Origin of the sequence: Micromonospora sp. HM5-17 (genome assembly GCF_003762835.1) — a bacterium.
Classification (GTDB): domain Bacteria; phylum Actinomycetota; class Actinomycetes; order Mycobacteriales; family Micromonosporaceae; genus Plantactinospora.
Window position 1 is genome coordinate 946,343 of sequence record NZ_RJWA01000001.1, and the last position, 14,050, is coordinate 960,392.

The 14,050-nt window shown below is 72.4% G+C and carries 13 protein-coding genes, 1 tRNA gene and 2 pseudogenes; 8 read left to right on the forward strand and 8 right to left on the reverse strand.

Annotated elements, in window-relative coordinates; all coding sequences use genetic code 11:
* Window positions 1-362 precede the first annotated feature (362 nt).
* Together EF879_RS04290 and EF879_RS04295 are read left to right on the forward strand one after the other, a co-directional pair.
* Entirely contained in the window at window positions 363-845 is a 483-nt protein-coding gene (locus EF879_RS04290) for a hypothetical protein (protein WP_148086352.1), read from the forward strand.
* A 200-nt stretch (window positions 846-1,045) separates the two neighbouring features.
* A pseudogene (locus EF879_RS04295) lies at window positions 1,046-1,255 on the forward strand (site-specific integrase); the annotation flags it as partial.
* 225 nt (window positions 1,256-1,480) lie between these two features.
* Here EF879_RS04295 and EF879_RS04300 read toward each other — a convergent pair.
* Window positions 1,481-1,553: transfer RNA gene (locus tag EF879_RS04300), tRNA-Arg, on the reverse strand.
* A gap of 371 nt (window positions 1,554-1,924) precedes the next feature.
* Here EF879_RS04300 and EF879_RS04305 point away from each other — a divergent pair.
* On the forward strand, window positions 1,925-2,908 hold the full coding sequence (locus EF879_RS04305; RefSeq protein WP_158624109.1) for an ADP-ribosylglycohydrolase family protein: 984 nt from the start codon (window positions 1,925-1,927) through the stop codon (window positions 2,906-2,908).
* Window positions 2,909-3,012: 104 nt separating this feature from the next.
* Here EF879_RS04305 and EF879_RS04310 read toward each other — a convergent pair.
* Window positions 3,013-3,705, reverse strand: a pseudogene (locus EF879_RS04310) (ArsR/SmtB family transcription factor).
* 194 nt (window positions 3,706-3,899) lie between these two features.
* On the opposite strand from EF879_RS04310, the gene EF879_RS04315 reads away from it, so the two are divergent.
* Entirely contained in the window at window positions 3,900-4,580 is a 681-nt protein-coding gene (locus EF879_RS04315; RefSeq protein WP_123554791.1) for a flavin reductase family protein, read from the forward strand.
* On the opposite strand, the gene EF879_RS04320 is transcribed toward EF879_RS04315, so the two are convergent.
* The 3 genes from EF879_RS04320 to EF879_RS04330 all read right to left on the reverse strand — a co-directional run bounded on the left by EF879_RS04320 (window position 4,555) and on the right by EF879_RS04330 (window position 8,399).
* Window positions 4,555-6,597, reverse strand: a complete 2,043-nt coding sequence (locus tag EF879_RS04320) for an Hsp70 family protein (RefSeq protein WP_123554793.1) — start codon at window positions 6,595-6,597, stop codon at window positions 4,555-4,557. The two genes, EF879_RS04315 and EF879_RS04320, sit on opposite strands and share 26 nt — an antisense overlap.
* A 280-nt stretch (window positions 6,598-6,877) precedes the next feature.
* Window positions 6,878-7,378 carry an Hsp20/alpha crystallin family protein gene (locus tag EF879_RS04325; protein WP_123554795.1) on the reverse strand — a complete coding sequence of 167 codons (501 nt, stop codon included), beginning with the start codon at window positions 7,376-7,378 and terminating at the stop codon, window positions 6,878-6,880.
* 106 nt (window positions 7,379-7,484) lie between these two features.
* Window positions 7,485-8,399 (reverse strand): TetR/AcrR family transcriptional regulator, encoded by a 915-nt coding sequence (locus EF879_RS04330; protein ID WP_370375440.1) that lies wholly within the window; start codon window positions 8,397-8,399, stop codon window positions 7,485-7,487.
* 267 nt (window positions 8,400-8,666) lie between these two features.
* Here EF879_RS04330 and EF879_RS04335 point away from each other — a divergent pair, with 267 nt between their 5' ends.
* A complete protein-coding gene (locus tag EF879_RS04335) occupies window positions 8,667-9,512 on the forward strand; it encodes an alpha/beta hydrolase (protein WP_123554799.1) in 846 nt (281 codons plus the stop codon).
* 135 nt (window positions 9,513-9,647) lie between these two features.
* Here EF879_RS04335 and EF879_RS04340 read toward each other — a convergent pair whose 3' ends face one another.
* Together EF879_RS04340 and EF879_RS04345 are read right to left on the reverse strand one after the other, a co-directional pair.
* Window positions 9,648-10,583 (reverse strand): NADP-dependent oxidoreductase, encoded by a 936-nt coding sequence (locus EF879_RS04340; RefSeq protein ID WP_199736118.1) that lies wholly within the window; start codon window positions 10,581-10,583, stop codon window positions 9,648-9,650.
* Between the two features lie 90 nt (window positions 10,584-10,673).
* Window positions 10,674-11,396, reverse strand: a complete 723-nt coding sequence (locus tag EF879_RS04345; RefSeq protein ID WP_123555398.1) for a methyltransferase domain-containing protein — start codon at window positions 11,394-11,396, stop codon at window positions 10,674-10,676.
* 155 nt (window positions 11,397-11,551) lie between these two features.
* On the opposite strand from EF879_RS04345, the gene EF879_RS04350 reads away from it, so the two are divergent.
* The 3 genes from EF879_RS04350 to EF879_RS04360 all read left to right on the forward strand — a co-directional run bounded on the left by EF879_RS04350 (window position 11,552) and on the right by EF879_RS04360 (window position 13,145).
* Window positions 11,552-12,304 (forward strand): ROK family protein, encoded by a 753-nt coding sequence (locus tag EF879_RS04350; protein ID WP_123555400.1) that lies wholly within the window; start codon window positions 11,552-11,554, stop codon window positions 12,302-12,304.
* Window positions 12,305-12,424: 120 nt separating this feature from the next.
* The gene (locus EF879_RS04355) at window positions 12,425-12,793 is read left to right on the forward strand and encodes a M48 family metallopeptidase (RefSeq protein WP_123554801.1); all 369 of its coding nucleotides are present in this window, start codon (window positions 12,425-12,427) and stop codon (window positions 12,791-12,793) included.
* 97 nt (window positions 12,794-12,890) lie between these two features.
* Window positions 12,891-13,145 carry a Smr/MutS family protein gene (locus EF879_RS04360; protein ID WP_123554803.1) on the forward strand — a complete coding sequence of 85 codons (255 nt, stop codon included), beginning with the start codon at window positions 12,891-12,893 and terminating at the stop codon, window positions 13,143-13,145.
* 225 nt (window positions 13,146-13,370) lie between these two features.
* On the opposite strand, the gene EF879_RS04365 is transcribed toward EF879_RS04360, so the two are convergent.
* A complete protein-coding gene (locus EF879_RS04365; protein WP_123554805.1) occupies window positions 13,371-13,748 on the reverse strand; it encodes a hypothetical protein in 378 nt (125 codons plus the stop codon).
* Window positions 13,749-14,050: the final 302 nt, after the last annotated feature.

Here is a 14,050-nt window from a genome sequence, read left to right on the forward strand (position 1 = left end):
CGTGATTGCCCCGCTCCGGTGTCCGGTCAGCAGTGGGCGGAAACCGATCTTGCCACTGGTGACCGTCTACGGCATCAGCTTCTGGCACGTGGCTGGCACACGCTCGGCCTCGGCGTACGGCCGTCCGGCGTCGTACGGCGTTCCGCCCCAGCCTTCGGGCCGGGGCGGTTGCCGTGGCACCGGTGCAGCGCGTGCCTGGGTCGCGTACTCCGGCGGCAAGTTGCGAAGCGGCGCGGCGTCGATCGCCCCCGTCGTCGACCGAGGCCGACCACCCGCGCGATCGTCACGGCCTGGGCGGCGCCAAGCCTCCTTGTACGTGACTGGCACCATCGACCATGGCCACTGCGTGGGACGGAGGCTCGATGGGTTGGGAGACAGTCATATCCACCGCCGCTGGTGTTCTCGCAACACTCTTGGGCGTCGCGGTGGGTGGCTGGATCAGCAATCGTGGCCAGAGTCGAGCATGGTCACGCTCGGTGCTGGCCGACGCGTGCGCGGCTCTGTTACAGGAGCAGGCCACGACCTACATGGCACTCGTGCGGTGGCGGTCCAAAGAGCTTGAGCGCGTCGACTGGGCGGGATGGAACGCCGCTCTCGCCCGGGTGCAGTTGGTGGGGTCCCCGAGCATCGTGGAAGCGGCCCTTGGGCTCGACTCGGCCTTTTGGCGCTTCAGCGCTGGCATCCGAGAGAACGTCGACGAGGTCGGCTGGCGCCAGCTCCGCGATGAGGTCGAAAAGCGGCGCCTTGCGTTTGTCAACGCTGCCCGAATGCAGCTTTCCCCGTCAGCCGCCACCCTACGTCGCCTCGTCGGTAAGCCAGAGGAAACGAACCAGTCCACCCTGTAGCGTTTCTGGTTCGTTCGAGTGTGGGACCGGGGTCGCTCGGCCCGCCGCGCCAGCCGATGCCGGCCGGAGACCGCCAGCAGGCCGAGCGCGGACGGGCCTGCACCGTGCTTGCGCGGCGCCTTGATCCAACCAAGATGGCGTACATATGTGTGGCCTGGGTGGAACAAACCGCCTGTTTAGAAGACGTGTTGATCGTCGCCCCGAACCGGGTGGCGTCGCCGCCAGCGGGGCGGCCGTACGACCTGCGGCATGCTGGGGTGTCGCTGTGGTTGAACGCGGGCCTGCCGGCTCCGGAGGTTGCGCAGCGGGCCGGTCACTCCGTCGACGTGCTGCTCAGGGTGTACGCGAAGTGCATCGACGGTGACCGGGGTCGGATGAACGAACGTATCGAGGCGGCGCTGTCGGCGTGATGATCACGGGTAGGGTGCGAGGGGCCGTGGCCGGTGCTGCGGCCTCTCCGCTTTTGTGGCCGCTGACCTGCGCGAACGCGCCCGGGAAAGGGTTCAAGATCATTGCACGTATTTTGCACGGACGGCGGCAGACGGCGGCTTCGGATGGCGATCGGCTGCCTACGAGATCACCTCGACCGGTGAGCGTTTCCGCTGGTCGGGCGGGGTTTTCGCTGATCTTCGGGGTGCCCCCGGCAGGATTCGAACCTGCGACACACGGTTTAGGAAACCGTTGCTCTATCCCCTGAGCTACGAGGGCGCGGCGATCACCACCACGTGGCGGCGGCTGTCAGCGTACCGCAGGGAGCCGCGGGGGCGCTTAGTGCCGGCGGCACCCTCGGCGGTTCGCACCTCGACTGCTCCGAGTCCGGTATCGGGGACGACCGGCATCGGCGATCACCCGGGTCGGTGACGCGTGTCACCAGCCGCAGCGCACAGCGCGTACGCGCGACAACCATCGTGCGGTGCCGGTGGCGGCGTGGTCGCGGCGGACCCGCGACGCCCTGTCCGGATGACACCCCTGCTCCTCGGGGGCCGGCCGGGCCGGCGTGCTCGCCCTGGGACGGTGGAGTCCGGCGGCGGTTCGGCATGATGACCGGATGGGTGAGTACGGGACAGGTGAGCAACAGGATGGGTGAGCACTCGACGGCAACCACGGGCCTGGGCCAGCGAGGGCGGCGAGACCGGATCGCCGGCGGGCTGCTCGGCGTGCACGCGGGCGACTCGCTCGGCGCGACCGCCGAGTTCATGTCCTGGGCCGAGATCCACGCGATCTACCCGCAGGGGGTCAGGGAGATCATCGGCGGCGGCAAGCTCGGGTGGCCGGCCGGGCACGCCACCGACGACACGGACCTGACCCGTGCCGTACTGTTGGCGTACCTCTCGCCCGGCGGCGACGTGGTCCGAGCCGCGGCCGACAACATGGTGCGGTGGTGGCACGGCGACTGGCCGGGCCGGGAGCCGGGGAGCCGACCCCGCGACGCCGGCGGGGCGACCATCACCGGGCTGCGGCGGTACCAGCAGACCGAGGATCCGCGCCGTGCCGGGGCGGGGGAGGGCCAGGCCGGCAACGGTTCGCTGATGCGCTGCCTGCCGACCGCGCTGGCCGTCGCCGACCCGGAACGCCGGATCCGGGAGTCGATGGAGATTTCGGCGATCACCCATGACGATCCGCGGTGCACCGTCTCCTGCGCCGCCTACAACGAGATCGCCGCCGCGCTGTTGGCGGGAGCGGCCCCGGAGGAGGCGGTGGGGGTGGGCCACCAGGTCGCCCTCCGGCTCGGCGGCGCCGACGTCGCGGACTCGATCGCGTACGGCCGGCGGCTGGACGTCGCCGAGGCCGCGACGACCGGCCGGAGCCTGCTCCCACACGGCGGCCGGGGTTTCGTACTCGATTCACTCAGCCTCGGCGTGGCGGCGCTGCTCGACCCGCGGCCCCTGCCCGAGGTGGTGATCGACGTCGCCCGGCTCGGCGGCGACACCGACACCAACGCCGCCATCGCGGGCGGGCTGCTCGGCATCCGGGACGGGCTCGCCGCCATACCGGAGCGCTGGCGCGCTGCGCTCCAGTTCACCGACGAGTTCCTTGCCGCGGCAGACGTGCTCGCCGGGTGATCCTCCCGCTGCCGTCCCGGCCTCCGGCCCCGGGTACGGCACGCGCCCGCTCCGGGAGCACCCGGCGCCGCGGCGCCGGGTGCGGGCGGTCGCAGCTGCGGCGGTCAGCGGCCGGGGTCGAGCACCTGATCCGGCAGATGCAGCTCGTCCCGGAGTGCCCGCCGGCCCGCGTCGGTGACCGTGACCGCCCGTCCGGTGCCGATCCGGACGATTCAGCCCGCCTCGAAGGCGTGCCGGCATAATCCGGCGCCGACCGTGCCGCCGAGATGCGGCCGGCGCTCGGTCCAGTCCAGGCACGAGCGGACCGGCGGTCGCCGCGAGGCCGGGGGTGGCTCCGTGGCGACGCCGAGGCGGGCCAGCCACGCCACGCCCCGGTCGGTCAGGCTCAACCCGTGGGCCCAGGTGAGGAACCCCTGCGCGGTCATCGCGTCGGTGATCGCCACCCCGAGCACCCCGGCCAGGTGGTCGTAGCAGGTCCGGGCCCGGGCCAGCGCCCGGCGCCGGTTGGCGGTCGACAGCGACCGGACCGGCATGGTCTCGGCGGGTACGGCGGCGGTCAGCGTCTCGATCAGCTCGGCGATCTCGGGGCCGGCCAACCGCAGGTAACGATGCCGGCCCTGGCGTTCCTCGACCAGCAGCCCGCCGTCGACCAACCGGTGCAGGTGGGCGGTCGCGGTCGACGGCGCCACTCCGGCGTGTTGGGCCAGTTCGACCGCCGTCCAGGCACGGCCGTCGAGCAGCGCCAGGCAGAACGCCGCCCGGGTGCGGTCGGCGAGCAGGCCGGCGAGCGCGGCCAGCCCGGCGGCGTACTCCGGCGCCGGGCGGCCGGCGCGCCGACCGTGGCCGGCGTACGCGGCGGGTCCGGCGGGGATCCGGCTGCTCGGCATGGCGACGCTGCCGGTCGTCGTCGCAGTGCTGCCTGTCATCGTGGCAATGGTGCCCGGCGGAAACTTCGGCCGGCAACGAACCGTCGGGTGGCTACCGTCACCGCATGAGCACCGTGAGCAGCGACAATCCGTCCTCGGCGGCCGCCGCCCGCCACCTGACCATCCGGCCCCGGATCCTGTACTTCGGCACTCCGGTGGTGTTGGTCAGCACCGAGAACGACGACGGAAGCGCCAACCTCGCCCCGATCTCCTCGACCTGGGCGCTCGGGCAGACCGTCGTACTCGGGCTCGGGTCGGAGGGTCAGACGGCGTGGAACCTGTGCGCGCGACCCGAGCTGGTGATCAACCTGCCCGCGTCGCGACAGTGGCGGGCGGTGGAGCGCCTGGCTCCGCTGACCGGGCGGTATCCGGTGCCGGAGCACAAGCGGGCCGTCTTCCGGTACGAGCCGGCCAAGTTCGCCGCCGCCGGGCTCCACCCCGAGCCGTCCGAGCTGGTCAGGCCGCCCCGGGTCGCCGAGTGCCCGATCCAGCTGGAGTGTCACGCGGTGGCGGTCCGGCCGGCCGCTGCCGGCGGGTTCGTCATCGTCGAGGCAGAGGTACGGCGGGTCCACGCCGATCCGCGGATCGTGGTTCCCGGTACGCAGCACATCGACCCGGCGGCCTGGAACCCGCTGATCTACAACTTCCGGCACTACTTCGGCCTCGGTCCGGAACTCGGGCAGAGCTTCCGCACCGAGACGCCACGGTCGACCGAGGTGCTCAGCGGACCCGCTCGTACTCGGTGACGCCGTTGCCGAAGATCCGCATCGTGTCGCCGTCGCAGATGTACTCGATCGGTTCCAGCAGCAGTTGCAGCGGTTCCCGGTTGTTGCGGCTGCTGCCGCGGTAGAGGTCCATCGTCCCCTTGGCCCGGACGCCGCTGATGTACTCGAATCCGTCGCGGTGGTAGACGTTCGCCGTGGCGGTGCCCCGGATCCGGGAGCGCCACCGTACGCCGCCTACCGTGGAATACGAGTCCGTGCTCTTGTCGAAGTCGAGTTTGACCTTGCCGTCCGGGGTGTAGGTCTGGACGACCCCTTTCCTGCCGGTGAACTGCACCTTGCGGCCGTCGATGTAGTTGAAGGACTGCTGCGCGACCGACCGCCAGGTGCCGATCATGCAGCTGTCGACGCCGTTGACACTCGTCGGGGTGGGGGTCGGGGTCGGTGACGGGCTGACGTTGCCGAGCGTCGCCCCGCTCGGTCCCTCGCCCGGCGACCCCGCCAGGTTTCCACGGTCGCCGCCCTGGGCGCTGACAACCACGGCCGTCGCGACGATCAGGCCGAGTACCCCGATCGCCGCCCCGGCCACACTCGCCATCCGGCTCCATCGGGACCACCAGGCGGCGAGGCGGGCCGCTGAGCGGCTTCCGGCCGCGGCCGGCCGGCCGCCCGCCGCGTCGGTCGCGACCCCGCCCGCAGGCTCCGTGCCGTCCACGGTCCCGCCCGCGGTCCCCATGCCGTTCGGGACGCCGGCGGTCCCGGCGCCGTCGGTGGGTCCCACACCGGCCCCGGCGGCTCCCGTCGGTCCCGACACCCCGGGCGCCGTCGGCGCCCCGGCCAGGGCCCGGGCCGTCGCGGGGGCGACCGCCGTGGTCGGCCGTTCGACGGTCGTGGCGGTCGCCGCGGCCGAGCCCGGCGTCGTCGCCTCCGCCGGCGTCGTCGACGTCACCGGCACCGGTACCGGTGCGACGCCGGTCTCCGGCACCCGGAGGCTGCCCTCGGCCACCACCAGCTCCGGCTGGTCGACGACGCTCGGGGCGAGCCCGAACTCGCGGTGCAGCGCGGTGGCGACCGCCGGCATCCGGCTGGCGCCGCCGACGAGGAGGATGGCGGCGAGCGAGTCCGGGGTGCCGGCCCGATCCAGCACCCCGCGGGCCACCCGCACGGTCCGGTCCAGCACCGGCGCGGCGACCTGCTCCAACTCCTCTCGTCCCAGCGGCACGTCAAGGTCGAACAGCGGTACGTGGACCATCGTCCGGCTGGCCCGGCTCAGCATCTCCTTGCCGGCCCGTACGTTCGTCCACAGTTGCTGGTTCGCCCGCCGGTCGCCCGGGGTGGCCGGAGCGGTGAGTCGCTGCCAGAGCGCGGCGTCGCGGACTCCGACACTCTCGCCGAGCCGGCTGACGACGGCCGCGTCGATGTCGAGCCCGCCATGGTCGGCCAGTCCCTCGGTCGCCAACACCTCGAACCCGGCCTCGGTGCGGCGTACCACGGTCACGTCGAAGGCGCCGGCGCCGAGGTCGTAGACGAGGGCGGACCCGCCGACCGGCAGTCGTCGCCCGGCTACCTCGACGAAGTAGTGCGTGGCGGCGACCGGTTCGGGTACGAGGCGTACGCTCGGCAGCACCCGTCGGGCGGCGGCCAGCAGCGTCGCGCGACGTCGCGCGCCCCAGGCGGCCGGGCAGGTCAGCACCGCCTCGGTGACCGGTTGGTCGGTGATCAACCGGACCTCGGCGACGACCCGGCCGAGCGGCGCCCCGAAGAGCTCGCTCACGCTGATCTCGCGGCCGCCGAGCAACACCGTGCCGTCGTCCACACACCGTTTCGGGTACGGCTCGAGGGACTCCGGAAAGGACAGCCCGGTGTGCAGGGCGTCCTGGCCGACGAGGAGTCGGTTCCCGGTCTCCGCGCAGACCGCGGAGCGCAGCAGCGGGGATCCGTCGAACAACACCGGACGGGGCTCCCGGCCGGGAAGAGCCAGCACGGCCACGGTGTGGTACGTGCCGAGGTCGATGCCGAGTCTCGCGCCTGCGCCGCCCACGCCATCACGGTACGGGAGGCCCGCCCGTCCGGGCCGTACCGCGTACGGGCGGAGCGTCCACGGTGAGGTGATCCACGCATGGAAATGCCTGGTGTGTCGCGGCGACGGCTCTGGCGACGGCCCGGACCTGCTCGTCGCCGACGTGCCGGGACGCCGCGTGGGCGTGCGGCGGCCGGTCCCCGGGTCGGGAAGACGGCGCGGGCCCGGCCGAGGGGGGAAGCGGCTGGGCCCGCGGGCTCAACGGTGTTCGGTGATGAATCTGTCGTTCGTGCGCGGTGGCTCAGGCGGCCTTCGCCTCGGCCGTACCGTCACCCGACTCCAGCGTCGGGGCGGTCGTCGTGCCGGAGGTGATGGCGATCCGCCGGGCTCCGGTGCCCGCGTACGCGCCGGCCACCCGGACCTGCAGCACGCCCGCGTCGTACGAGGCGCTGACCGCGTCCGCCGTGACGTGCGACGGCAGCCGGAACGACCGGTGGAACGAGCCGTACCGGACCTCGCGCAGGCTGCGACCGTCCCGATCCTCGGCCCGCTCGTCGCGGCGCTCACCGCGGACAACCAGCTGGTCACGGTCGACCTCGACCGTCACGTCCTTCTCCACGTCCAGGCCGGGAAGCTCGAGCCGGACCACCGCGTCGTCGCCATCCCGGACGATCTCGGCGGCCGGAGTGAAGCCGGTCGGCCGGGTGGTCGGCCAGGTCGTGACGGTGCCGAAGGCCTCGCGGATCAGCGCGTCGAACTCCGCGAACGGGTCGCGCCGGGTCCACAGCGACAGAGTGCTCATGGTGCATCTCCCTCAGTTGCCATCTGACCGGTTGTCTCGACCGGCATCCATGACAACTTGAGCCGACCCGACTCAATTCCCGGCTGTGGTCCGGTTCACAGGGTGGCTAGGAGGGGCTCTCCGCCGCGTCCCGGGCCGCCTCCTCCGTCGCCGGCCGGGTCCGGAGGAACGCCTCGATCCCGTCCAGCACCCGGGGAAGTCCGAACTCGAAGGAACGGGCCGGATCGGTGGCGGCCCGGTACTCGGCCCCGGCCACCTCGCCGACCCGGGCCGCCACCGGGAACCGCGCCACGTCGAAGACCTGCTCCAGCAGGGGGGCGTACGCGTACCACCACTGCTCGTCGGTCATGCCGGTACGCTGCTCGGCCTGGTCCGCCTCCACCGCGGCGCGGGCCGCCCCGTGCACGTAGTCGCCGAGCAGGGTGACGACGAGGTCCATCTCGATCTCGGTGAGGCCGAGCCCGTCGACCGCGGCGAGTTCCTGGTTCCACCGGGCCATCAGGTTGGGCCCGAGCACCGGGCGGCTGGTCGCGACCTGGAGCAGCCAGGGGTGACGTCGGTAGCGGGCGTAGTTCTGCCGGGCCAGCCGTTCGAGCCGGGTCCGCCAGTCCTCTGCGCCGGTCACCTTCCCGCCGGAGGCCCTCCCGCCGGCCCCCGCCTCCGTGGCTCTCGTCTCCTCGGCCGCCGTCTCTCCGGCTGTCGTCCGGCGGTCGGTGGCTCGGGCTCCCGCCGTGGTCGGCTCGGGCTCCTCGCCGTACACCGTGTCGAGCATGAGGTCGAGCAGTTCCGCCTTGCCGGGGACGTACGTGTAGAGGGACATCGCGGTGACCCCGAGCTGGTCGGCGACCCGCCGCATGGAGAGACCGGTGAGCCCCTCCGCGTCGGCGATCTCGATTGCGGCCCGGGCGATCTGCGCCACGGTCAGCCTCGGCTTCGGTCCGCGCCGGGGCCGTTCGGGGCCGCCCCAGAGCAGTTCCATGCTCCGCTTCGGGTCGCCGGTGCCGCTGTACTCCGTCGTCACGCCGTCATTCTCCCGACCGCCCCGAAATCGGCCGGTCCGCCGTCCGATGGGCCGCGCCGCCGCGGACATAACTCTGTACATCGTACGCGGTTAATCGTCGCCGGGTGCCCGCGCGTCGGGCGAGATGTCGCCGCTCGTCCCAGTGGCGGATCACGCCGGTCACGAGCGTGGCGGCGCGGATTGGTGCCGCCGGGGCGGGGTATCCGCCCGACAGTCCAGGCTCGTCACGACGGCCCAACCGGCCGCTACCGCTCGGAAGAGGACATCATGCCCCTCATCCCCGCCGAACCCACCCCGCCCGACAGCATCGTGCTGATCCACGGGATGTGGCTGACGCCGCGCAGCTGGGAGCAGTGGGCGGACCGTTACCGGCATGCCGGGTTCCGGGTCCTCACCCCGGCCTGGCCCGGGATGGAGGAGGAGGTCGAGGAGGTACGGCGCGATCCGGCCGCGCTCGCCGACCTGAACATTACCCAAATCGTCGACCACTACGAGGGGATCGTCCGGAGCCTGGACAAGCCACCCATCATCATGGGCCACTGCTTCGGGGGTGCCTTCACCCAGCTGCTGCTCGACCGAGGGCTCGGCGCGGCGGGGGTGGCCATCGACACCGCCCCGATCAAGGGCGTGCTGCCGTTGCCGATGTCGACGGTGAAGGCGAGCCTCCCGGTACTCCGCAACCCGATCAACCGGCACCGGGCCGTGCCGCTGCCGTTCGACCAGTTCCACCACCGGTTCACCAACACCATGTCCCGGGACGAGGCCGAGCGGATCTACCACCGGTACGCCGTACCGGCCGCCGGCAACGTGCTGTTCGAGGCCGCGCTGGCGAACCTCAACCCGCGTACGGCGCTGCGGGTCGACTTCGGCAACGATCGGCGGGCACCGCTGCTGCTGATCGCCGACGGCGCGGACCGGGTCGCGCCACCGGCGATCAGCAAGGCGACCGCCGGCCGGTACCGGAAGTCGACCGCGATCACCGGCTACAAGGAGTTCCCCGGCCGGCCGCACTACACCCTGGGGCAGGCCGGCTGGGAAGAGGTGGCCGACTACGCGCTCACCTGGGCATGCCAGGCCGCGAAGTCCCGCCGACCACTGCCGAGCAACCCCTGACGCCCGCCAGTGGCCGGGCGGTCCCCGACCCCCGTCAGCGGTCGGGCGAGCAGCCCCTGACGCCGGTCAGTGGCCGGCGGGCGAGCAGTCCACCGGCGGGCGGCTGACGCTGGTGCCGGATCGCGAGACCGGGCCTCAGTCGACCGCCACGGCGATCTTGCCAACCGTTCCGCTGTTGCTGAAGTCCGCGAACGCCTGCGGCACCTCGTCGAGCAGGTAGGTCCGGGCGATCGACGGCCGCAACCGGCCGGCGGCGACCTCGGTGGCCAGGTGGTCCAGGACGATCCGGTCCGGGACCGCGTCGATCGCGGTGACGCTCAGGTCCCGGCCGCCGAGCTGCTCCGGACCGACGCCGAGGCTGGAGGCGAACCGGCCCCCCGGCACCACCAGGTCGGCGAGCTGCACCGGGTCGCCGGCCAGGTGCACGACGGCGTCGACTCCGGCCGGCGCCAGCCGCCGTACCTGGGCCGCCAGGTCGCCCCCGCGGTCCACGGTGTGCGCGGCCCCCAACTCGTACATCAGGTCCGACTGCGGACCCGGTTGGGCGGTGGCGATCACCGAGGCGCCCCGGGCGGCGGCGAGCTGCACGGCGTAGTGGCCGACACCGCCGGTCGCGCCGGAGATCAGCACCAGTTCACCGTGTCCGGGAGCCACCGCGTCCACGCAGGCCAAGGCGGCGACCCCGGCCAGGCCGAGCACCCCGGCGGCCCGGTAGTCGATCCCGGCCGGCAGCGGGGCCAGACCGATCTCCTCCGGTACGACCACGTACTCGCTGAACGACCCGTCGCCGAGCCGGGGCTTGGCGACGACGCCGAAGACCTTCTCCCCGGGCATGAAGCCCGACACTCCCGGACCGACCTCGGTGATGATCCCGGCGAAGTCCCGGCCGAGCACCACCGGGAACTGGTGTTCGATCTCCCCGTCGAGGAAGCCGCCGACGAGCTTCGCGTCGTACGCGTTCAGGGAGGACGCCTGCACCTCGATCTTCACGTCCCCGCCGACCGGCGACGGTTCCGGCACATCCCGGACCTCCGGCATCGCCCCGTACGACTCCGCGATCACCGCGCGCATGACCCGCCTCCCCAGCGTCTCGTCCGATCCGACCCCGCTGGGTTCCCGCCGGTCCTGTCGGCATGCGTACCACGGGTGTGGCGGGGCGGGTCAGTCGAAGAAGCGGGCGAGGTGGGACGGGTCCGGGCCGGGATCGTCCGGGCCGAGTGGCGTCAGGTCGGCGAAGATCGAGGCGCCGTCGCAGCCGGCGTGCAGCGGGTACCAGCGCGGGGCGCCGGGGTGGCGCTGGCAGATGTGCTTGATCGTCTGGACGTCCAGCAGCCGGACGTGGGTCGGGTCGGCGACCGCGTTCACATGCCCCCACCAGGGGCTCATCACGTGCAGGACGCCACCCGGCCGGAGCACCCGGTGACACTCGTCGATCAGGGTCAGGAAGTCGATCAGGTGTTCCAGGATGTGCACCGTGAAGATCACGTCGACCGAGTCGTCGGCCAGCGGCAGGGACGCGGAGAGGTCGGCCTGGGCGTCGACCCCCGGCACGATCCGCAGGTCCAGACCGAGGTTCCCGGGGTACTGCTTGGCGGCGCCGCAGCCCAGGTCGACGACGACCGGGTCCCGCCCGGCGACCCGGACCCGGGACCAGACCGCCAGGACCCCGTCGAGCCGGCCGACGAGCGTCCGTACCGTCCGCAGTTCGTCGGCGTCCGCGACCTCGCCGGTCAGGTGCGCCACCCCCCGGTCGAACCGGGCCTCCACCGCGGTCCCGCGCAGCCGGTCGTCGTGCTTGACCAGGTCGGCGTACGCCCGACCGAGGAACTCGTCGATCGCCCGCAACCGGTCTCCGGAGGGCGCCCTGTGCAGTTGCGCGACCATGCCCACCTCCGCGCCCGGGCTACCCGAAATCATCCGTCCCATGCCTGGGTGCGGGGCCCGTTCGGCAACCGCGGGTCCCCGCGCCGTGCCGTCGGCTCGCCGGAGTCCCGGTGTCCGGTTGGGCGGTTCCGCCCGTCAGCGCGCAGACTGTGGCGGTGATGACGACGCTGGCAATCGACTGCGGCGGCGGAGGGATCAAGGCGTCGGTTCTCGACGAGGCCGGCACCATGCGGGCCCGGCCGCTCCGGGTGCCGACGCCGTACCCCCTGCCGACCAGCCTCTTCGTCAAGACGCTCCTCGACCTTGCGGCGCAGCTCCCGGCCGCCGACCGGGTCACCGTGGGGATGCCGGGGATGATCCGACACGGCGTGGTGGTGGCGACCCCGCACTACGTCACCCGCGGCGGTCCCCGTACCAAGCCGGACCCCACCCTGGTCGCGGAGTGGTCCGGGTTCGACGCGCAGCGCGCGCTCGCCGAGGCGTTCGGCCTGCCCACGCTGGTGCTGAACGACGCCGAGGTACACGGAGCCGGGGTGGTTGCCGGGACCGGGCTGGAGCTGGTGCTGACCCTCGGCACCGGCCTGGGCTGCGCGCTCTTCGACGGCGGGATGCTCGCCCCGCACCTGGAGCTCTCCCAGGCCCCGGTCCGGTGGGGGATGAGCTACGACACGTATGTCGGGGAGCCGGAACGGCGCCGGCTCGGTGACACCTTCTGGTCGCGTCGCGTCCGAGCCGTCGTCGAGGGGCTGCGCCCGGTCTTCCGCTGGGACCGGCTCTACCTCGGCGGCGGAAACGCCCGGCTGATCCGCCCGGAGCAGTTGGCCCGGATGGGCGACGACGTGGTGGTCGTACCGAACAGCGCCGGAATCGTCGGCGGCGTACGCGCCTGGACGATTCGCCGGAGCTGACCCGGTCGCCGGTGATGTGCCACCGTTCCGCCGTGTAGGCGCCGCATCGGGAACAGTCGCGCGGCTGGCGGTGTTGTGCCAGCGTCAGGGCAGGGGTGGCGACAGGTGGAGGTGAGGCGAATGGATCTTCTGGCCGAGTACCGGCGGGCGACCATGTACTTCGAGTCCGGAGACCCCTCCGCGGCGGTCCGGATACTGGAACCGATCGTCGAGGCGGCACCCGAGAACACCGCCGTACGACAGCTGCTGGCCCGGGCCTACTTCCAGACGGCCCAGCTCGGCCGTGCCGAGGAGCAGCTCCGGACCCTGGTGAACCGCGACCCGAGCGACCACTACGCGCACCACGTACTGGGCCGGACCCTGGAGCGGGTCGGCCGGCCGGTGGAGGCGCTGCGACACCTGCGGATCGCCGCCGCGATGTACGCGGAGAACGACGACTACCGGACCGCCGTCGAACGGGTGCAGACCCGGATCAGCGGCCGGCGATGAGCCCCCGAACGGGTGCGGTGGCGGCGGTGGGGACGGTGGCGGCCCTCTCCGGCCTACCATGGCTCACCATGGACCCTGCTGCGCCGGCGGGCGCGCGATGAAACTCAAGCTCGACCTGCACGACATCTTCAACCGCGGGCACGACATCGACCGGGCGTTGCGCGGAATCCTGGACGAGGCGGTGGCGAAGAAGGCGACCCTGGTCGAGATCATTCCCGGCAAGGGCTCCGGCCAGCTCAAGAAACGAGTGCTGCGATTCCTCGACCAGAAGGAGATCAGGCAGCTCTACCACCGCGTCGAAAAGGACTCCAAGAACTTCGGTCGGTTGTTCGTCCACTTCAGATGGAAGTAGCGACGACAGGTCCTCGGACCTGCGTCGGACAATCCGGGGGACGGCCGCTCGATCGGCACCATCCCGGTGCCAGGCCCTGCGACGCGCGTCGACGGTAGGCCATCGTGGGCCAGCCATGCCAGGATGGCCTGCTGCGGGGGCGCTCGTCAGAACGACATCGGCGGGTGGTCCGACCGCTGCCCCGGCTCGTTCGTCATCCGCCGTCGCGCCGGCCGCCGGAGAAGGTCAGGCCGGCTGGCTGGTGGGGGCTGACCGGGGCGCCTGGTTGCTGGTCCCGTTGTTGGAGACGGCCGGGGCGGCACCGACGCCCGCGACGGTCAACCCGGCCAGGAGCAGCGCGATCCATTCGTGCGCGTCCAGGCCGCCGAGGATCACCGTGGCGAGGACCTGGAGGACGCTGAGGATCACCGCGACCGCGGTCTTGGCCCAGCGGTACTGCGGCGTGAGCGGCACGAGGTAGACCCCGACGGCCGTGGCCGTGGCGATGGCGATCTGGACGCCCTCTTCCGGGGCGATGTGCTGGTCGCCGGAGAGGGCGCCGTACGCGACGGTGAGCGCCGCCCCGACGACGGCGGCGAGGGCCTTGCCGTACTTGCGGATCATGTGTTGTCTCCTCGGGGGTCGGACCCGCCGGTTCCGCGGTCGGCGTCGGCTGTGGTGGCCTGGGCTGGTTGTCGGGAGACGGGCGGAGAGTGTCATGGTCCCGGGCCCGGCCCGCGCTGTCAGTCCTAGATTTTCCGGAACCGCCGTATTCGGCCGGCGTATCACCCGGTGGGGGAGCCGCCGGCGGCCGGCGGCGTGCTCCGACGCCGGTTGCGTCGGAAATCCGACACCATCCGGGTCTACGGGCCGGGAAGCCGGACGCGCTCGCGTGGGAGCGGAAACATATAGAGATCAATCATTGC